An 18,554-nucleotide genomic window follows, 5' to 3' on the forward strand; every position below is an offset into this window, starting at 1 on the left:
AATGGTCGAGCCCGGTGCCCGCCGCGGTGCCGGTCTCCCCGCGGGCAGGAGGTCGCTTCTGACCTCGGATCTGCCGTTGGCGGTGGTGCTGGTCGTGCTGGTGACGCTGGCCGGGGTCGTCCTGGGGCGGATGTACGCCGGAGGCCTGCTCACGCTGCTGGTTGCCGGTGCCGCGATCGGCTCAGTGCTGGTGGGGGTGCTCTGTCGGCGGCTGCCCTCGTGGCTGGTGGCGCCGCTGTCGGTCCTGGGCCTGGTGGCGTGGACGCTCTGGTCGTTACGGTTTGCCGCCGCTCGCGCCGACTTGCCCGGCCCGCTCGTGGAGATCGCTGGCGAGGCCGCCCGCAACGGTATTCCCCGGCTGTTGACCGCCATGATTCCGGTGGAGCCGACGCCGGACACGGTCCTCGTTCCGGTGGTGGCCGCCTGGTTGGCCGGGCTGGCCGCCAGTGAGGTGACGTTGCGGGCGGGTCGGGTGCTGCTCGGGTACCTGCCGCCGGTGCTGCTCTTCGCGGGCGCCGTCTACCTGGTCGGGCCGAACGCCGAGCCGGCGGTCGGGCCGACGCTGGCTTTCGTGGCGGTGGCGATGCTCGGGCTCGCCTTGCCGGGACGGGTCCGGCCGGCGGCTGCGGACGGGATGGCGGGGCTGCCGGCGCAGGCTCGCGCGGCGGCGCGGGTCCGGCTCGTCGGTGCGTCCACGGCCGGGATAGCGGTCGTGGTGGCGCTGGCGGTCCTGCTCGGGCCAGCGCTCGCCGGCATGATCGGCGGCCGGCCGGTTGACCCGCGCCAGTATGTGGAGCCGCCCCGCGTGGACTCGCTGGACGAGAACCCGTTGATCCGCATCTCGGGTTGGGCCCTGCGTCCGGAGCAGCAGCTGCTGGAGGTGACGACTCACTCCACCGACGAGGCAGGCCCGGCCGGCGCCGAGGCAGGCCCGGCCGGCGCCGAAGCGCGGATCCGGCTGGCGGTGCTCAGTGACTACGACGGCGTTACGTGGCAGGTCGGCGCGACGTACCGCAACGCTGGCCGGATCCTCCCAACGCCGGCTACTGCCCCGCAGAGCACCATCGAGACGGTACGCCAGGAGCTCACCGTCGCCGGGTTGACCGGGCGGTTGTTGCCGGCCGTGGCAACCCCGCGGGAGGTGACCGGGGCCCGGGTGGCGTACGACTCGGCGACCGGGACGTTGATTCACCCGGAAGGGCTGACCGCCGGGCTGCGGTACACGGTGACGTCCGCTCGGGAGCGGCCGGAGGTCAACCTGCTGGCTACGGCGGATGTGCCGGCCGGCGCGGGGGTGGCTCGGGTGCTGCGGGTCGCCGACGGGGTACCGGAGTCGCTGCGCCAGCTGGCGGAGCAGCTCGGCGAGTCGGCCGGCGCCCCGTACCAACGGGCTGCCGCGGTGGAGCAGTTCCTCGCCGAGCACTACCGGCTGGTTCCGGATGCGCCGAGCGGGCACGCGTACCCGAATCTGGAGTTCTTCCTGTTCGGACCGCGCAACGCGGGTGGGCAGCGGGGCACGTCGGAGCAGTTCGCGGCGGCGTTCGCGGTGCTGGGCCGGCTGGTGGGGCTGCCGGCCCGGGTGGTGGTCGGCTTTCGGCCGTCAGGCGACGGGCCGGTGCGGGCCGGGGACGCGTACGCCTGGCCGGAGGTGTTGTTCGACGGGCTGGGCTGGATACCGTTCGATCCGCTGCCCCAGCCGGACACCGAGCCCCGGCCGGTCGAGGAGGGGTTGCGCCCCGCGCCGGAGGATCCGCCGTCGCCGACGCCGGCGCCGAGCACGGAGCCGACGGCCACTCCGCGGGCCGCTGGGGCACCGGTGGGACCGGCGGATGCCGCCGGCGGGCTACCGTCGGTGCTGCTGGTGGCGGGTGTGGCGGTCGGGGGTGGGCTGGTCCTGGCGACGATGCTGCTGCTAACGCTGCTGTGGCTGCGCCGGGGGCTGACCCGGGGCCGGCTGGAGCGGGGTTCCCCCGGCGAGCGGGTGGGTGGTGCCTGGCGGGAGGTGGCCGACGCGCTGCGGCTCGCCGGGCACCCGGCCACCGGTGATCTGGCCGCCACCGAGGTTGCCGTGGTGGCGGGCGATGTGTTGGTGCGCGCCCGCGGGGCCGGCGGTGAGCCGGTGCCGGTGGTGGCGGTGGAGATCACGGAGTTGGCGGACCTACTCAACCGGGTGGCCTTCGCCCCGGGCACGCTCACCGATCAGCAGGCGGAGCGGGCCGCTGCGATCGCCCGGGCGTATGTGGCGGCGCTACGGGTGGCCCGCCCCTGGTGGCGTCGTCTGCTGTGGCCGGTCCACCCTGGTCCGCTGGGTCAGGACCGGGCGGATCGGCGCCGGCGGAGCGTGCGGATGTGACTGTCGTCCCGGTCAACCGACGAACGAGTTTCCGCAGCCCGGCCTGCCAGCCGTCGGGGTCCTCCGCGCGGCGGCGGGCGTACTCGGCGACCTCCAGGTGCGGCAGGATCAGGAACCGTTCCTCGGCGAGCCCGGCGACCACCGCGTCGGCCACCTGGTCCGGGGTGAGCACCGCGCCGGAGGCGGCGACGACCCGCGCGGCCAGGTGCCCCGCGGCCAGTCCTTCGGAGAGCATCGGGGTGTCTACGCCCTGCGGGCAGAGCGCACTGACCCGGATGCCCCGGTCTCGGTAGGTGATGGCGAGCCACTCGGCGAAGGCGACCGCGGCATGCTTCGTGGCCGTGTAGGGCGCGTCCCCCACCGCGGTCAGCACACCCGCTGCCGAGCAGGTCATGAGCAGGTGCCCGCCGCTGCGGGCGAGCATCGCCGGCAGCACCGCCCGGGCGGTGTAGACGTGGGAGAGCACGTTGACCCGCCAGGCCCGGTCCCAGTCGGCGTCCGGGGCGGCCACTCCCCCACCGGTAGCCACGCCAGCATTGGCGCAGAACAGGTCGATTCGCCCGTAGCATCGCTCGGTCTCGGTGACCAGCGCGTGGACCTGCTCCTCGTCGGTGACGTCCACCCCGATGGGCCGGGCGACCGGGCCGACCGCGTCGGCGACCGCGCGGGCGGCCGTGGCGTCCAGATCCGCTACCACCACGGCCGCCGCTCCCTCTGCCGCGAATCGTCGGGCCAACGCGGACCCGATCCCCCCGGCCCCGCCGGTAATCACCGCCACCCGGTCGGTGAGGTTCATCGGGGCTCACCCCCGCCCAGTCCGGCGAGCACGTCGAGGAGCACCGCTGCGTCGCCGGTTGCCAGCTCGGGGGTTGGCAGCAGCGCCAGCACGGGGACGTCAACACCGACCGCGGCGTACCGCTGCACCTGGGCCCGGCACTCTTGCGGGTTGCCGTGCAGGACGAACGCGTCCACCACCTCGTCCGGCACCGCCGCCCCGGCGCCCCGCCGGTCTCCCGCGGCCCACGCCGTCCACATCGGCTCGAAGACCTCGGCGCGTCCCAGCCAGCGGTGGAACTCCGCGTACGCCGGGACGGTCAGGTAGCTGGTGATGAGCCGGCGGCCCAGCGCGCGGGCGTACCCGGCGTCAGTGGTCGGGCAGACGAAGATCCGCGCGACGACCTCGAAGCCGGGGCGAGGCCGGCCGAGCGCGCCCAGTACCTGCGGTAGGTCGGTGGCGGCGAGCCAGTTGAGGATCACGCCGTCGGCTTCGGCGGCGGCGAGCCGCAGCATGCCGGGGCGCAGCGCGGCGAGCAGCAGCGACGGGGGTACGGCTGGCGGGCGTTCCAGGGTGAACCGCCGGACGGCGAAGGTGTCGTACGCTCCGTCGACTGTCTTTCCGGCCAGGGCAGCGCGCAGGAAGCGGAGCACGTCGCGGGTGCGCCGGTACGGCTCGCTGAACTCGCCGGCGTTCCAATCCTGGACGATCACCGGCGACGAGGCGCCGATGCCGAGGGTGAACCGATCAGGGGCGGTCTCGGCGAGAGCAGCGGCGCTCATCGCGAGTAGTCCCGGTCCACGGGTGAAGACCGGTGCTATCGCGGTGCCCAACCGCAGCCGCGGCGCCCAGGCGGCGGCCAACGCCAGCGGCGTGAAGGCGTCCGCCCCGTTTACTTCGGCCGACCAGATGTCGGTGAAGCCGACCTGGTCAAGTGCGCGGTAGACCGCGGCGTGGTCGGCCAGCGGGATCCCGCTCAACGGTACCGTCATGCCCCATCGCGTCGTCATCGGTCGATGATGTCCGGCCGGCGGGCGGTGGGCAAGATCTGGTCTGGCTTCCCTGCCCGGTCACCGCGCTACGCTGCGGCTCGTGACTTTCTCCCTCGTCGCCCGCTCCGCCGACGGCCGGCTACACGGAGTGGTCGTGGCCAGCAGGTTCCTCGCCGCCGGGGCGCTGGTGCCGGCCGCGGAGGCCGAGGTCGGCGCGATCGCCACCCAGGCGCACGTGAATCTGGCCTACCGGCCGCAGGGCTTGGCGCTGCTACGGACCGGGGTTGGTGCGGCCGGCGTGGTCGCCGGATTGGTCGCCGCCGACGATGAACGCGACCACCGCCAGCTCGGTGTCGTGGGTGCGACCGGCCCGGGCGCCTGCTGGACCGGGCCGGCCTGCCGCGCTTGGGCGGGCGGGCAGTCCGGGGATGGCTGGGCTGCGCAGGGCAACATCCTCGCCGGTCCGCAGGTGATCGACGAGGTCCGTGACGGCTGGCTGGGCGGCTGGGGGCTGCCGTTTCCGCAGCGTCTCCTGGCCGCGTTGCGCGCCGGGGACGAGGCGGGTGGGGACCGACGCGGGCGGCAGAGCGCCGGGCTGCTGGTCGTCGAGCGCGGCGCGGGGTACGCCGGCACCGGCGACATCCTGATCGATCTGCGGGTTGACGACCACCCGGATCCGGTCGCCGAGCTGAGCCGGCTCCTCGCCGCGCACAACCAGCTGTTCAGCCCTCCGGACCCGGGCACCTTGCTGGATCTCACCGGGACGCTCGCGGTCGAGGTGGCCGGCTTGCTCACCGCGCTCGGACACCCCGCCGATCCGGCCGCTCCGCAGGAGGCACTGGTCGCCTGGGCGGGTCTGGAGAACCTGGAGCGGCGACTGGTGCCGGGCCGAATCGACCCGGTCGTGCTGGAGCAGCTACGCCGGGCCACCCCGCAGGTTCCCGCGCCCCGCGCTGCCCACACCTGGCCCGCATCCTGAGCCGGCTGGGCGCGCAGCGCCCGCAGCGTGGTGGGCTCGGGGCCGCCCCGAAGCCGGTCAGGGCGCGAAGCTCAGCCAGCGGAAGTCGGTGGCGGCAACGGTCGCCTGCTCCGCGGGGGTCAACGGCGACCGGCCGGTCGCCTTGCGGATCAGGGTTAGCCGGTCCCAGCCCAGGTCGGCCGGCACCGGATCTCCACCGGTGAGCAGGTCGGCCACCACGGCGGCGGCGCCCGGGGTCAACCACGGTCGCCGGCCGAGCGCTGCGGCTAGGTCCAGGCCATGCACCCCCACCTCGACCACCCGGGTGCGCAGGAACTCCACCATTGTCATCGCGTCGCCGTGCCGGGTGCGGACGAGCCGGCCGGGGGGCTGCGCGGCGACCGCGTCGAGGGTGGCCTGCTGGGCCTGGTCCAGGTCGCCGGCGAGCGTCGTGGCAGCTAGGTGTTGTCCCGCCCGGCGACCGCCTTCGATCCGGTCGGCGTCTACTGGCGGGGTGAACTTGGCCGCGCCGAAGTAGCCGGCGGCGTCAACCTGCGCGTGGGGCGGGGCGGGGGCGGCGAGCATCTCGGCGAGCCGGCCGACACCGGTGTGCACGTGGGCGATCAGGTCTCGGACGGCCCACGGCGGGCAGGTGGTGGGCCGGTCTAGGTCGGCCTGGGTCAGGTCACGCAGCTCGGCGGCGAGCCGGACACATTCGTCCCGAAACGCCGCCCGTACCGATGTGAGCTCCGGCGGGTTCCCGAGGGCCGACTCCACTTTGGCCGGTTCTAGCATGGTTCAACCACCGTTTCGGGGGATGGGGCGGTGGGCGGGGATGGGGCGGTGCCCGGGGATGAGACGGTGTGCACTCACCAGGACCAGGGCCATGACGATGCCCATCGTACCGGCGATCCCGGCGGCACCGCCCGCGTACCCGGCGAAGAGGGGCCGGCGGCCCAACTCATCCGGGGCGATTCGGGGTCCGTCGGCGAGCCAGGCCAGGGCGAGACCGCCGGCGACGACCGCGAGCAGGCCGGCCGCGCCGAGCAACCCGGCGGCGAGTCGGTGTGCGTCGCCCGGGACGGCTCCCGCCCGTTCTCGCTGCATGAATAAAAGTGCCAGCCCGCCGAGCGCCGCCCAGACCCCGACCACCAGGTACGCGGCGATGGCGTCGCTGGGTCGGTGCCACCCGGCGGAGAGGGTGGCCACTCCGACAGCGGCGGCGTAACCGGTGCCGAGCAACGCGCCCAGGAGCCGGACCCTCGGTGGCAGGACGAAGACCAGCGCCACCGCGAACGAGGCGGCGACGGTGGCGTGCCCGCTGGGCAGACTGTTACCGGCGAAGACCCGTTGCGGATCGATACCAAAGTCAGGCCGGGCGAGGCTGTACTTGAGCGCCTGGGTGGTGAGGTTGGCGCCGACGATGAGCAGGGTGGCGGTGACCGCGAACGCGACGTGTCCACGGATCAGCGCGATGAACCCGATCACGGCGGTGGCGGCCAGCAGCGCCGCCACCGACATGACGTTGAGGATGTAGTTGACCGGTCCGTCGATGCGGTCCTGACCGATCCGGTTACCGGTGAGGGCGACCGTGTCCAGCCACTGGCCGAGCTCGGTGTGCAAGGCGATGCGCCACACCGCGATGAGGGCGGCTGTCTGTGCCAGCGCCAGCACGACCAACCAGATCGCCGTCCCACGCCTTGCCGTGTCATGCACCCGCACAACCTAACGGCATGTGGTGCCGATTGCCCGGGTGCACACCGTTCGTGCGGAGACTGCCGACCAGACTCCACCGAAGCTCGGGGCAGGGGTGGCATCCCCGCGCTCCTGTTCTCCCCCGCCGGCGCCGAGGCCCCGACTTCACCTGTTCAGCGGAGAAGGGTGGGAAGTCAGAGTGCACGCAGCCGAAACCCCAGATAGTCAACGTATGTCAGATCCGGCCGTACACCCGCGCACGAGGAAGCGGCGGGCACTGCTGTCGGGGGGAGGCCCGCTGCTGATCGCGCGGCCGCACAGCAGGTCAAGCCACCGGCGCCAGCAAGCCGAACGTTGACGGGGCCGCGATGCCTTCTCGCCAGGTCGGCACCCTGATCGCGGTGGTGGTGACCCTCGGGTGGCTCGTGATCGGCGGGCTGGCCCACTCGTTCCCCGGCCGCCTCGACCAGGTGGAGACCGACAACTTCCAGACGTTCCTTCCCGCTGATGCGGAGTCGCAGCAGGCGCAGCGGGACAGTCGTGACATCACCGGCGCGAACACCACGCCCGCCCTAGTGGTCTACGCGCGTTCCGCTGGGGTAACCGCCGAGGACCAGGAACAGGCGATGTCAGACCTGACCCGCTTCGGTCAGGTGCAGTGGGTTGTCGGGCCCCTCGCGCCACCCGTCCAGAGCCAGGACGGGCAGGCCCTGCTGGTGGTTGTCCCAATCGACAACGCCGTGGGGCAGGCGGAGAACGACGTCATCGATCAGCTGCGCGCGATCACCGGTGGTGACCAGGACGGACTGACCATCGAGGTCACCGGCCCGGCCGCCTTACGTGGCGACCTGATCACGGTGTTGGCCGAGGTGGGCGGCGAGCTACTGGTCGTCACGCTGGGCGCGGTGCTGGTAGTACTGCTGATCATCTACCGTAGTCCGATCTTGTGGGCGCTTCCGCTGATCGCCGCCGGGCTGTCGTACGTGTTGGCCACGGTCTTCGTGTACTGGCTGGCCGACGCGGATGTGATCAAGCTGAGTGGGGAGTCCCGGGGGATCCTCACCGTGCTGGTATTCGGCGCGGGCACCGACTACGCGCTGCTGCTCATAGCGCGCTATCGGGAAGAGTTGACCAGAACGGCACGCCCCGTTGATGCGATGAAGGTGGCATGGCGCGGCGCCGCTCCGGCGATCGTCGCCTCCGGCTCGACGGTCATCCTCGGCCTGCTCGCCCTGCTGTTGTCGGTGCTCAGCTCCACCCGCTCCCTCGGACCGGTCTCTGCTATCGGCATCGCCTGCACGCTGCTGGTGATGCTCACGTTCCTTCCCGCCCTGCTTGTCCTGGGTGGGCGGCGGGTTTTCTGGCCGCGGGTTCCGCGCCCAGAGCAGCGGACCGCGACCACCTCGCACCGGTTCTGGACCCCGGTCGCCCGCCTCGTCGGCCGGCGAGACCGACTCGTGTGGGTGACCGCCGCCATCGGTCTCGGCGTGGCCGCGATCGGGGTCACCCAACTCGGTAAGCAGGCAATCAACCAGGATGACCTGCTCTTCTCCGGGAACCGGTCGTCGGTCAGCGGGCAACGCCTGCTTGACCAGCACTATCCCGGCGGCACCGGCAGCCCGGCCATCATCGTGACCAACGCGCAGACCGTTGACCAGGTCACCGCTGCGGCGGGTCAGGTGTCGGGGATCGCCTCCGTGGCACCGGTCACCGCGACGGGTGGGGCCTCGACCACAACTGCAGAACCAGGGGCCGCGCCGAAGGTCGTCAACGGAAGGGCTCAGCTCAACGCGACCATGAGCGACGCACCGGACGGTGACAGTGCCGAGCAGACCCTGCGTCGGCTCCGCACCGCCGTGCACGCGGTGCCCGGCTCGGACTCCGTGGTCGGCGGCTTCACGGCAACAAATGTGGATACGGCCAACGCCGCCGACCGGGATCAGCAAGTCATCTTTCCGGTCGTCCTGGCCGTGATCCTGTTCTGCCTGGCGGTGTTGTTGCGCGCTCTGCTCGCTCCAATGCTCCTGGTCCTGACCGTGGTGCTCTCCTTCACCGCCACCGTGGGCATCTGCGTGCTGATCTTCCGGTATCTGCTCAACATCCCCAAGGTTGATCCGGAGTTCCTCCTGTTCGCATTCGTCTTCCTGGTCGCCCTGGGGGTGGACTACAACGTCTTTCTGATGAGCCGGGTTCGGCAGGAGTCAGAGCGACTGGGCACCCGGCGTGGCGTACTGTCCGCACTCACGGTGACCGGCGGGGTGATCACCTCAGCTGGCGTCGTGCTCGCGGCGACCTTCGCGGCACTGACTGTGCTTCCGGTTCGAATCCTGGTGGAGCTGGGCATCGCCCTTCCGGTCGGGCTACTCATCGACACCATTGTGGTGCGCTCCCTACTGGTGCCGGCCCTCACCCATGACCTTGGTCGCCGAATCTGGTGGCCCAGCCGGCTGGAGCGAAGCGGCGGTGGCCCACCGGGCACCGGTTGACCGAAGCGGGGACGCGCGTCACCGCGATCGAGATCGATTCACCATGTCGATCAGAACAGCGACAAACGCGATGACGAAGAAGAAGATAATGACCGCTATCGGAATTCGGAAGGCAAGGAGCCAGTCACCGGTTCTGTCCAGGCTGGTGAAGAGCGCGGTGCCGACGACGGCGACCCCAAACCCACCACCGAAGCGCTGCCCCGTCTGGAGCATTCCCCCGGCACTGCCGCCCTGGGCCGGCGGCACGTCAGCCAGGGCCAGCGTCTGGTTCGGAGCAATGACCAGCCCGCCGCCGACGCCCGCGGTGGCCAGTCCACCGCCCAAGCCGGCCAGGAGCAGTGGCAGAGTCGCCGCGTGCGGGGACTCTGGATCCGGTAGGAACAGATCTGCGATCAACAGCATGGTGAGCCCAACTGCCCCGCAGGCCAACCCCACCGCAATCAGTTGCCGCCCGATCTTGTCGGCCTTGGCACCGGCGGCCACCGAGCCGACGACCATACCCAGAGCCAACGGCATGAGGGCGATACCCGCCACCAACTCGTCGTGCCCGAGCCCTTGCTGCAGATACTCTGATACCAGGTAGTAAATTGCCTCGTAGCCGGCGAAGTAGAACGTGGCGATGAATGCGCCCAGGGCGAATGACCGGACCCGGAACAGGCCCAGGTTGAATATCGGCTCGCCGCGGCGGGCATAGGATCGTTCCCAGTAGACAAAGGCGACCAGCATCGCCAGGCCGGCCGGTAGAAGCAGCCAGCGGAGCAGGCCCGGCACCTGATCTCCCTGCACCAACCACAGCAGCCCCAACCCGCACATCAGCAGGAGGGCACCGATCCGGTCCAGGTCAGGTCGCTGCCCCCGCTCGGCGACGGGGAACAGCCGCCACCCGAAGACAGCGACGACGATCCCGAGCGGAACATTGATCAAAAAGATCCACCGCCAGCCCTGCTCCCCGCCGATGGTAACCAAGGCACCACCGAGTATCGGACCGGCCAGTCGGGAGCCGCTGACTCCGACGGCCAGCACCCCGAACGGGCGACCGCGGGCTCGGGCCGAGAACATCTGCTGGATTGTTCCGAACACCTGGGGGATCGCAATCCCGACGCCAGCTCCCTGGGCCAACCGGCCAATAATCAGCCATACTCCGGAGGGGGCGAAACCGGAAAGCAGGCTCGCCACCACGAACAACATGACGCCGGCCACAAAAATGTTACGCCGTCCACGCTGGTCGCCGAATCGGCCGGCCGGCACCAGCGTCAGCCCAAACGTAAGAAAATATCCGGAGACCAGCCATTGCTGACCGCTGGAACTCAGGTCGAACACACTTCGGATCGTCGGCAGGGCGATCACGAGCAGGGAAATGTTCAACCCGCCCAGAAACAACGTCATGAGACCGACGGTCACCGCCGCCCAGGAACGGACTGGCCTCCCCGACCCGGTTCGAGGCGTCTCCCCGGCACCCAGCTCACCCTCGTTCATCCGGCTATCCGGAACCGAATAGAACCATGGTGGTCACACTCCTTGGAACGGGCGGTGGAGAGTGCGGTCACTCCGCTGCACATCGCCGACCCCACTCATCCCGTAGCCGCACGTCAGCTTCCGCCCGAGCAGCATCAACCTGGCGGCCCAGCCACGGTGCTCCCCACCCTGAAGATGTGACCCGAAGCCCCACCTTATGAGTGACACCAGCAGACGGCCGGATCATCGGAACCGACTCACTCCAACGGGCCGGACGAAGCGACGGCGTTACGCCGCGGCGCTCGGTGGCTACCTGCGCGTGCCTTGACCCGATGGTTCGCGGTGTTGGAGTCAGTCAGGGGTGCTCTGGTGGCGGTTTGGCCCCAGCGTTGTTGTCGTCCGCTGCGGATGCGGCGCGTTCGCGGCGATGGGCGGCCAGGACATCGGGGTGACGGGGTGGTGCGCCGCAGCGTCCAGCTCGCCACATCGACCGTGGAGGATTTCCCAGACTAAGAGCGCGTTTCACATTTCTGTCGGTCGGGTGTGTTCGACGGTGAGCGTTGTTGACGGGCGGCGGCTTCGCCTCGGGTGAGGCGGCGGAGCATGACACCGATGGCGGCCCATCGGATCATGGCCTCGGGCGTTGCGCGGTGGGTTTCGTAGTCGCGGGACAGGTGGCGGTGAGCGATGATCCAGGCCAGGGCCCGCTCCACGACCCAACGGCGCGGATACACGACAAAGCCGTTCTGGCCGGCGGGTACAGACGATCTCCACGGTGGCACACAGCAGGTCGCGGACCCAGTCCACCAGGCGGCCGGCGAAACCGGAGTCGGCGAAGACATGCCGAATCGGGGTCGCCGCGTAGGTGGCGAGCAGAGCGCCCGTGGCGCCGTCGCGGTCCTGCCAGAACACGGCCAGGACCCAGACGGTGACCAGGAGGCCGAGGATGTCGGTGACGATGAATCGCTTCTGATTCCCTTGCCGACGTCGTAGCCGCGGGAGCCCCACGACACGTGTCGATGACAGCTTGGCGGGGATGCTTCTCTGGTCTGCCCATCCACTGGGGGACGGCAGCATCGGCTCGATGATCTCCCCTTGGCATCGGTCACGTCAGATGGGTACCGCCGGGCTCTATTCATGATTGTCAGTCGATCGAGCCACCCTCATCGATCGGACCCACTGTGCGACACGCCCGACCAAACCTGATCCCCAACGCGCTCTGAATGTCCCACTCCATCCGGAGACGCTCGACCGACACTTGCCTACGCATCAAGGCGATGGGAACGGGTATATGCGCCGGACGATCCGAACACCACCCGCTGTGCCATAACGGCGAGGTTAGCCGCGTAGAATTTCGGCGAGAAGCAGCGCGAATTCGTAACTCTGTCGCAGGTTCAGCCGTGGGTCGCAGGCAGTTTCGTAGCGATCCGGCAAATTCCGGCTATCGACTCCATGCGCCCCGTCCAAACACTCGGTCACGTTTTCACCAGTGAGCTCGATATGGACGCCTCCTGGATAGGTGCCCAGGCTCCGGTGCACGTCGAAGTAGCCCAGCAACTCGTCAATGACCCGGTCGAGATGCCGGGTCTTAAAGCCGTTTATGGACTGCTCGGTATTGCCGTGCATCGGATCGCACTGCCATACGACTTTGGCACCCGCGGCCGTGACCTTATCGACGATGGCTGGAAGCACGTCGCGCACCTCGCGGCTGCCCATCCGACTGATGAGGGTGAGTCGGCCGGGCACGTTCTCGGGGTTGAGCCGCTCGCACAGCTCAATCGCGGTTTGCGGGCTCACATCCGGGCCGAGCTTTACGCCGACCGGGTTGGCGATCTGCGCGACAAAGTCAATGTGCGCGTGATCAAGCTGGCGGGTACGTTCACCGACCCACAGAAAGTGGCCCGACGTCGCGTACGCCCGTCCGCCTAGGACACGGGCTAGCGCCCGGTCGTACTCGAGCACCAGCGCCTCGTGCGAGGAGTACACCTTTGACTCCCGCACCGCCTGGCGCTCGGTCGGCCCCCACACCCGGGCGAAACGACGTGCGCGTTCGACTTCATCGAGAATACCCTGGTAGCGAGCGCCTGCCGAGGAAGCGCGGAGGAGATCATAGGCACCCTCGTCCAGCTCCTCGAGGTCGGTCAGGTCGTCCGGCGGATAGGCACGAATCAGGTTCATGGCGATCCCAGAATTCACATAGGCATCAATCATGCGCTGCGGATCGGCAACCCGGGCCGACTCGGCTACCTGCCGCGCATTGACAATATCGCCCCGGTACGCGGGCAACCCCAGTGAATCGGTCTCCGAAGATCGAGGCTTTCCATACTGGCCGGCGAGGCGTGCCACCTTCACCACTGGAACGGAGCCGCCGTACGTTATCACCATCGCCATCTGCAGCAGGGTTCGTGTGGTGCCCAACAAGTGGCTCTCGGTGTTCCCGGCGAATGTCTCGGCACAGTCGCCGCCCTGTAGTAGGAAGGCACGCCCCTCACACACGTCGGCCAAACGGTAGCGCAACTCCTCGACCTCGTGCGGCATAACTATCGACGGCTTTTTGCCGAGCGTCGCGCACACTGCCGCCACCTCAGCCGGATCGGGCCAGGGGGGAGTCTGTCGGCGCGGCAGCTCACGCCACCGATCCAGGTGCAGCTCACTATCGCCGTCATTCGCCGCTAGCGGCGAGTTGCGGATCGACCTCTCCATGCCCCCCGACCTCATTTGCATCTCATACACGACAAATCGCCCCTCATAACCGACACAATTTATGGTCGCCGCCATTCCTTAAAGGCAAGACATAGAAAGAAGACACTGGGGCCAACCGTATCATCGAACTCTATTTAGTAAACCCATTCACATCATCAGTTCGCTCGATAGAGGGCATCAGAAATCTTCATAAATTAATCACCCATCATCCGGCATAATGACTTCTGAAGATTCACGACTGAGGCCGCCACGCCCTTTCGACAGTTCACAAGCGGCCAGTTTGGGGAAAGGGTTAATGATCACACACATCGTACTCTTCAAGCTCAAAGACGGCGTAGATCGCGACTCCCAGCAAGTCACTGAGGCGGTGGAGCACGCCCATGAGGTTGGCCGCCAGGTACCCGAACTCGTCGACTGGCGCGCGGGCTGGAACACGGTCGACCGGGACATCTCCTACGACTTCGCCGCCATCGGCGTGCTGGCCGATCTACCAGCACTGCAGCGGTACCAGGAAAACGCATTCCATCAACTCGCCATCGAGAAGTGGAAATTAATTTCTGACTGGATAGTAGCCGACCTCGAAGACCACTGAACCAGACACGCCATCAAAGGACCTGGCACAGGGGGATCGAAATGTTCACTCAGTACTACCCGGAATCTGCCGCTCTCACCGTTGAGCTGCGCGACCAAGTCGACGCCTTTATCGCAGGTAAGTGGGATACGGCGAAGCTGACAGCACATCAGACCCATAAACTACGTGAGGTGGTCGCATTCGCCCGCGACAACTCCCCATTCTACCGGGAGCGCCTGGCCGGATTAACCGACCAGGCGATCGCAGCTCTACAACCCGCTAACCTGCGCAACCTCCCGTTCACGACGAAGGATGACCTGCGGCGGGAACAGTTCAACCTGTTGTCACGGCCACTCTCTGAAGCATGGATCTTCTACGAAACCACCGGCACCACCGGAGTCTCAACACCTTGCCCTCGCACCAATATAGATTCTTTGAACAACAACACTATTCTCACGGCGTATTATCGCGACATCTTCAGCGCGCATGGCGACGGCCAGGTCATCGGCATCTCCGGCCCGAGTGAGTTGCACTCTACCGGCGATACCTTTGGCGATGTGTGCCGGAACTTGGGCCACACTGTCGTCAAGATGTGGCCGCACTCGCCGATGGTCGGGTTCGACCGGGCCCTGGAACTGATGCGCCACCTACCACTGACCGGCCTGTTTTGCACGCCTGGTATGGCCATGCATCTGGCACAGCGAGCGATCGATGCCGGACTGCGGCCACGTCTTGACTTCTCCCTTGACCTGCTGCTGCTCACCGGAGAGTTGCTCTCCCCTAGCCTACTGGCCAATATCGGCCTGCTCTGGAACGCCGAGGTACATAATGTTCTCTATGCCTCACAGGAGGCCTCCGTGCTGGCAGCAGCAGCTTCGGACGGTCGACTCCGAACCGCACCGTTAATCAACCTCTACGAGGTCATCGATCCTGACACCGAGGAACCGGTCGACTTCGACGATAGCGGCCGATGCTACGGGGAACTCGTCGTTACCAACCTCTACACGGGGGCGAAGCCCCTTATTAGATACCGCACGGGGGACTTGGTCCGGATGACTCAACCCGACAGATCCGCCGCCGTTCCCGCACCGTCGGTGGAAGCCGTCGGCCGAGTTCACGATCGGCTCACTCTCAACGGACACACCGTCAGCGGATACGACTTTGAGGACCTTTTGCTCGGCCAATTCCGTGGCTTCTGCGACTACCAAATCACTATCGAGCGCGACGAGGCTGGCGTGGACCGCGTTGCGCTATTGCTACGGTCCGACCCAACCACCGGCTTTCCGAGCGTCGAGGGTGCTGTGCAGCAGTGCCTCGAAGAACTTGACACCCCGTTGACTGTCCGCTTCGGCACGCCGGGTGCGATCACCGGTACCGGCGCAATGGTGAGTTGGAAGGCTGCCCGTGTGATCGACCTGCGGACCAACCAGTCGGACGAGGACGAAGCGGCCAAGAACATCGCGGCATCGAGGTCGTGATGGCGGTCCGGGAACCTGCAGCGTCGTCCGGACTGCGGCTCGGACACTGGGCCTACGATCGCGGCGAGTTCGTACCGGCGTCCGGGGCACGGCTGCCGCTCAGCACACAGGCCCTGCATTACGGGATTGGCATATTCGAGGGTATTCGGGCATACCGTAGCGCTCGCGGCCTGTTTCTGTTCCGCGCACACGACCACTACGAGCGCATGCTTCGCAGCTGCCGGCTGCTTCGGATTCCGCTGCCGGGAAAGCCCGGCGAACTAGTTGACCTCACCGTCGAGCTGCTGCGACGCAATGCTCATGGTGAGGACGCGTACGTACGTCCGGTGGCCTACAAGCTCTCCCTGCTACCGGGGATGCCACCCGGCGTATTCCTGAACGGACTGTCGGACGCGATGTCGATCATCACCTACTCCCTACCGGCTCAGCGGCTCGGCCAGGGCTCCCGGTGTGGCATCAGCTCCTGGCGGCGACCGCCACGTGACACTTTGCCTGCGCAGGCAAAGATCACCGGAGGCTATGTGACCGGTGCGCTCGCCAGCGACGAGGCGCGCGCTGCGGGACAGGACGACGCCATCTTGCTCGACCACTCGGGCAACGTGGCTGAGGCGACAACCGCCAACCTCTTCATAGTCCGCAATGGCCAGCTGGTTACTCCCCCGACGACCGGAGACCTGCTGCCCGGCATCACCAGGGACACACTACTCACCCTCGCCCGTGAAGCGGGCCTGCCCATTACCGAGCAGCCTGTCAGCCCGGCTGACCTGTTTTCCGCGGATGAGGTGTTTCTCTGCTCAACCGGAAAAGGAATAGTGCCCGTCCTCGCCGTAGCAGGACGTGACATCGGCACCGGTGCGATCGGTCCAGTAACCGCAGAGATCAATGCGCTGTATGCGGCCGTGACAACTATGCCAGGCGGTACGCACGCGGACTGGCTCACTTCCGTCATGGAGACACCGTGACCATGCAAACGACGTCGCTACCCTGTTTCCTCACCCTCATGCCCACCCGTATGGTGGAAACCCCCACAATGGGCACGTTGGGCCCACCCGGCACAAGTAGTGAGCTGGCCGCGAAAACGCTAGCCAGCAGATTTGGAGAACTTGACTCCGGAAAGGCCGACAGCGGGTCGCCCCGAGTACGCCTCTACGACACTTACGAAAAGGCCGGTGTCGCGCTTCGAGCACGGCTGGTAACACATCTAGTCGTGGCCAACGCATACAAAGCCGTACACGAATTCTACATGGACCCAGACCTGCAATTATCCATGGTGTTCGTCCTAGACACCCCAATGTACGGTATCGCGAAGCCGCGCGGCGCCGGGACCCCACCGCCGTCACCCACCATCGCGAGTCACCCGTCACCCGTACCCATCATCGGACAACTGCTATCCGGCTCCGATACCCATGTGGTGGTGCCCACGGACTCGACCAGCGCGGCCGCACTCGCCGCTGCGGAGGGGCGGGTTGACCTGGCACTCACCACCGCACCCGCCGCACAGAGGTACGGCCTGGAGTTCATCACCCGTACAAGATTCATCCGCATGGTTTGGTCAGTGTTCGTCCGATCGGACTTAGCCACGTCAGATACAGAGTCGAACGGAGCAGTCTGAAATCCCGATTACCCGGGACGCGAGCCTACACCCGGACTCCACGTCCGGGAGCACGAGCGCGCACCGCTATCTATCTACCCACCAGGAGTTTGCCGGATGGTTCACTCCCCGAACCTGTTAGGAGCAAGTCGATGCTGCTACTGAATGGCAAACAAGTGCTAGAGCTATATTCGCCGGCTGACGCATACCAGGTCGTCGCGGAGGTCATGCGTCGGTACAGCGGCGGTGGCGTGGTGCAACCGGTGCGTACGGTCCTGGGCTACGCCAACGACGCGTCACTCTTCGCGTCAATGCCCTGTCATGTCACCGGCGAGGTCGACTCAGGCTACGGACTCAAGGCCGTACTGCACGTGCCCAACAACGTGGAGCGCGGCCTCGCGTCGCACGTGGGTGCGATCCTCGTCTTCCACCCCGACACCGGAATACCGCTGGCCCTCATCGACGCCGCAGCGGTCACGGCTCTGCGGACGGCCGCAGCTTCCGCCGTAGCAACCGATGCGCTTGCCCGGCCCGAGGCCGGGGACCTGGCCCTGCTGGGTACCGGAACGCAGGCCCGCAGTCACCTGGTGGCGATTAACCGGATCCGGACGCTGCGCCGGATCCGAGTGTGGAACCGTACTCCCGCCCACGCCGAGCAGTTTCGGGCCTGGGCCAGTTCCCAGGTAGAGGTCGACGTCGAGTTGATGCCGACGCCGGCCGCTGCGCTGCGGGACGCGGACCTCGTGTGCACCACCCTAGGCTGCAGCGATCCGGTGGTTACCGCAGCCGACATTTCCCCTGGTTGCCACGTTAACGCCGTCGGCTCATCGGTGCCCGGTAAGCGAGAGCTCGACTCGGAGGCGGTGGCATCGTGCTCCATCTTCGTCGACAGCCGCGAAGCCGCCATGCGGGAGTCCTCGGAGATCAGCATGCCGATTGTGGAGCAACTAATCCCAAGTGACCGGTCCTTCCCCGAGATCGGAGAAGTGCTTCTCGGCCTGCATCCGGGCCGCACCGGCCGCGACGAACGAACCCTCTACAAGTCGTTGGGTATGGCGGCCCAGGATGTCGCGTCGGGTTTCGCCCTCGTACGGGCTGCCCAGCGCCAAGGCGTCGGCGCCGAGATCGACATTTTCGGCTGAGTCCGCTCATCCCGTCATCACCATGAACGAGAACGGAGTCACCACCATGACGGCTCTTCTAATCGGCAATGTCGGGGCAGTCGGCGACCCTGAGGCTATGGCCGAGTACCGGGAAAGGGTGGGTTCGACGCTCGCCCTGTATGGCGGCTGGTTTGTCATCCGAAACGGGAATTTCGACGTACTTGAGGGAGCCTGGCAACCGGATCACCTCTCGGTGATGGGCTTCCCCTCGGCCGAGCAAGCTCGCCGGTGGTACCACTCCCCTGAGTACCGCGAGATCGTGCCCCTGCGCGCCCAGACACACATGGACCTGATCCTCCTCGAGGGCCAGGCGGTCTAGGCGCCCCGGGGTCAT

General features: G+C 67.6%; 13 protein-coding genes and 1 pseudogene. 8 read left to right on the forward strand and 6 right to left on the reverse strand.

Translation table 11 applies throughout. The features are described 5' to 3' along the window. Position 1 precedes the first annotated feature (1 nt). Positions 2-2,353 (forward strand): transglutaminase domain-containing protein, encoded by a 2,352-nt coding sequence (locus B116_RS28140; RefSeq protein WP_082312742.1) that lies wholly within the window; start codon positions 2-4, stop codon positions 2,351-2,353. A 7-nt stretch (positions 2,354-2,360) separates the two neighbouring features. Here the strand turns inward: B116_RS28140 and B116_RS0106610 are convergent. Continuing rightward, positions 2,361-3,149: pseudogene (locus B116_RS0106610) on the reverse strand (SDR family oxidoreductase); the annotation flags it as partial. Further along, on the reverse strand, positions 3,146-4,120 hold the full coding sequence (locus B116_RS0106615; protein WP_027659561.1) for an LLM class F420-dependent oxidoreductase: 975 nt from the start codon (positions 4,118-4,120) through the stop codon (positions 3,146-3,148). The gene B116_RS0106615 and the pseudogene B116_RS0106610, both read right to left, overlap by 4 nt. Before the next feature lie 100 nt (positions 4,121-4,220). Here B116_RS0106615 and B116_RS0106620 point away from each other — a divergent pair, with 100 nt between their 5' ends. Further along, entirely contained in the window at positions 4,221-5,099 is an 879-nt protein-coding gene (locus tag B116_RS0106620; protein WP_027659562.1) for a DUF1028 domain-containing protein, read from the forward strand. A gap of 57 nt (positions 5,100-5,156) precedes the next feature. Here B116_RS0106620 and B116_RS0106625 read toward each other — a convergent pair whose 3' ends face one another. Both B116_RS0106625 and B116_RS0106630 read right to left on the reverse strand, forming a co-directional pair. Continuing rightward, positions 5,157-5,873 carry a maleylpyruvate isomerase N-terminal domain-containing protein gene (locus B116_RS0106625; protein WP_033667341.1) on the reverse strand — a complete coding sequence of 239 codons (717 nt, stop codon included), beginning with the start codon at positions 5,871-5,873 and terminating at the stop codon, positions 5,157-5,159. Positions 5,874-5,876: 3 nt separating this feature from the next. Beyond that, positions 5,877-6,800 carry a phosphatase PAP2 family protein gene (locus B116_RS0106630; RefSeq protein WP_027659564.1) on the reverse strand — a complete coding sequence of 308 codons (924 nt, stop codon included), beginning with the start codon at positions 6,798-6,800 and terminating at the stop codon, positions 5,877-5,879. 341 nt (positions 6,801-7,141) lie between these two features. Between B116_RS0106630 and B116_RS0106635 the strand changes: the two genes are divergently transcribed. Further along, entirely contained in the window at positions 7,142-9,259 is a 2,118-nt protein-coding gene (locus tag B116_RS0106635; protein WP_027659565.1) for an MMPL family transporter, read from the forward strand. A gap of 18 nt (positions 9,260-9,277) precedes the next feature. Here the strand turns inward: B116_RS0106635 and B116_RS0106640 are convergent, their stop codons facing one another. Both B116_RS0106640 and B116_RS0106650 read right to left on the reverse strand, forming a co-directional pair. Beyond that, positions 9,278-10,735 (reverse strand): MFS transporter, encoded by a 1,458-nt coding sequence (locus B116_RS0106640; RefSeq protein ID WP_027659566.1) that lies wholly within the window; start codon positions 10,733-10,735, stop codon positions 9,278-9,280. A 1,317-nt stretch (positions 10,736-12,052) separates the two neighbouring features. After that, on the reverse strand, positions 12,053-13,417 hold the full coding sequence (locus B116_RS0106650) for a 3-deoxy-7-phosphoheptulonate synthase (RefSeq protein WP_082312744.1): 1,365 nt from the start codon (positions 13,415-13,417) through the stop codon (positions 12,053-12,055). A gap of 295 nt (positions 13,418-13,712) precedes the next feature. On the opposite strand from B116_RS0106650, the gene B116_RS0106655 reads away from it, so the two are divergent. The 5 genes from B116_RS0106655 to B116_RS0106675 all read left to right on the forward strand — a co-directional run bounded on the left by B116_RS0106655 (position 13,713) and on the right by B116_RS0106675 (position 18,539). After that, a complete protein-coding gene (locus tag B116_RS0106655; protein WP_018721898.1) occupies positions 13,713-14,009 on the forward strand; it encodes a Dabb family protein in 297 nt (98 codons plus the stop codon). Between the two features lie 41 nt (positions 14,010-14,050). Then, positions 14,051-15,466 carry a phenylacetate--CoA ligase family protein gene (locus B116_RS0106660; RefSeq protein WP_018721897.1) on the forward strand — a complete coding sequence of 472 codons (1,416 nt, stop codon included), beginning with the start codon at positions 14,051-14,053 and terminating at the stop codon, positions 15,464-15,466. Beyond that, entirely contained in the window at positions 15,466-16,428 is a 963-nt protein-coding gene (ilvE, locus tag B116_RS0106665) for a branched-chain-amino-acid transaminase (protein WP_018721896.1), read from the forward strand. Before B116_RS0106660 ends, ilvE begins: the two co-directional genes overlap by 1 nt. 781 nt (positions 16,429-17,209) lie before the next feature. Then, positions 17,210-18,199 carry an ornithine cyclodeaminase family protein gene (locus B116_RS0106670; RefSeq protein WP_027659569.1) on the forward strand — a complete coding sequence of 330 codons (990 nt, stop codon included), beginning with the start codon at positions 17,210-17,212 and terminating at the stop codon, positions 18,197-18,199. A 46-nt stretch (positions 18,200-18,245) separates the two neighbouring features. Next, positions 18,246-18,539, forward strand: a complete 294-nt coding sequence (locus tag B116_RS0106675; RefSeq protein ID WP_018721893.1) for a DUF1330 domain-containing protein — start codon at positions 18,246-18,248, stop codon at positions 18,537-18,539. Positions 18,540-18,554 lie beyond the last annotated feature (15 nt).

Source organism: Salinispora fenicalii (assembly GCF_000514815.1).
Lineage (GTDB): Bacteria > Actinomycetota > Actinomycetes > Mycobacteriales > Micromonosporaceae > Micromonospora > Micromonospora fenicalii.

What these genes read in the sequence shown, in the direction of transcription:
- B116_RS0106675 (WP_018721893.1), top strand. Translation starts at nt 18,246, where the DNA reads ATGACGGCTCTTCTAATCGGCAATGTCGGGGCAGTCGGCGACCCTGAG.
- B116_RS0106660 (WP_018721897.1), top strand. Translation starts at nt 14,051, where the DNA reads ATGTTCACTCAGTACTACCCGGAATCTGCCGCTCTCACCGTTGAGCTG.
- B116_RS0106615 (WP_027659561.1), bottom strand. Translation starts at nt 4,120, where the DNA reads ATGACGGTACCGTTGAGCGGGATCCCGCTGGCCGACCACGCCGCGGTC.
- B116_RS0106635 (WP_027659565.1), top strand. Translation starts at nt 7,142, where the DNA reads ATGCCTTCTCGCCAGGTCGGCACCCTGATCGCGGTGGTGGTGACCCTC.
- B116_RS0106640 (WP_027659566.1), bottom strand. Translation starts at nt 10,735, where the DNA reads ATGAACGAGGGTGAGCTGGGTGCCGGGGAGACGCCTCGAACCGGGTCG.
- B116_RS0106655 (WP_018721898.1), top strand. Translation starts at nt 13,713, where the DNA reads ATGATCACACACATCGTACTCTTCAAGCTCAAAGACGGCGTAGATCGC.
- ilvE (WP_018721896.1), top strand. Translation starts at nt 15,466, where the DNA reads ATGGCGGTCCGGGAACCTGCAGCGTCGTCCGGACTGCGGCTCGGACAC.
- B116_RS0106625 (WP_033667341.1), bottom strand. Translation starts at nt 5,873, where the DNA reads ATGCTAGAACCGGCCAAAGTGGAGTCGGCCCTCGGGAACCCGCCGGAG.
- B116_RS0106670 (WP_027659569.1), top strand. Translation starts at nt 17,210, where the DNA reads ATGCTGCTACTGAATGGCAAACAAGTGCTAGAGCTATATTCGCCGGCT.
- B116_RS0106650 (WP_082312744.1), bottom strand. Translation starts at nt 13,417, where the DNA reads ATGGAGAGGTCGATCCGCAACTCGCCGCTAGCGGCGAATGACGGCGAT.
- B116_RS28140 (WP_082312742.1), top strand. Translation starts at nt 2, where the DNA reads ATGGTCGAGCCCGGTGCCCGCCGCGGTGCCGGTCTCCCCGCGGGCAGG.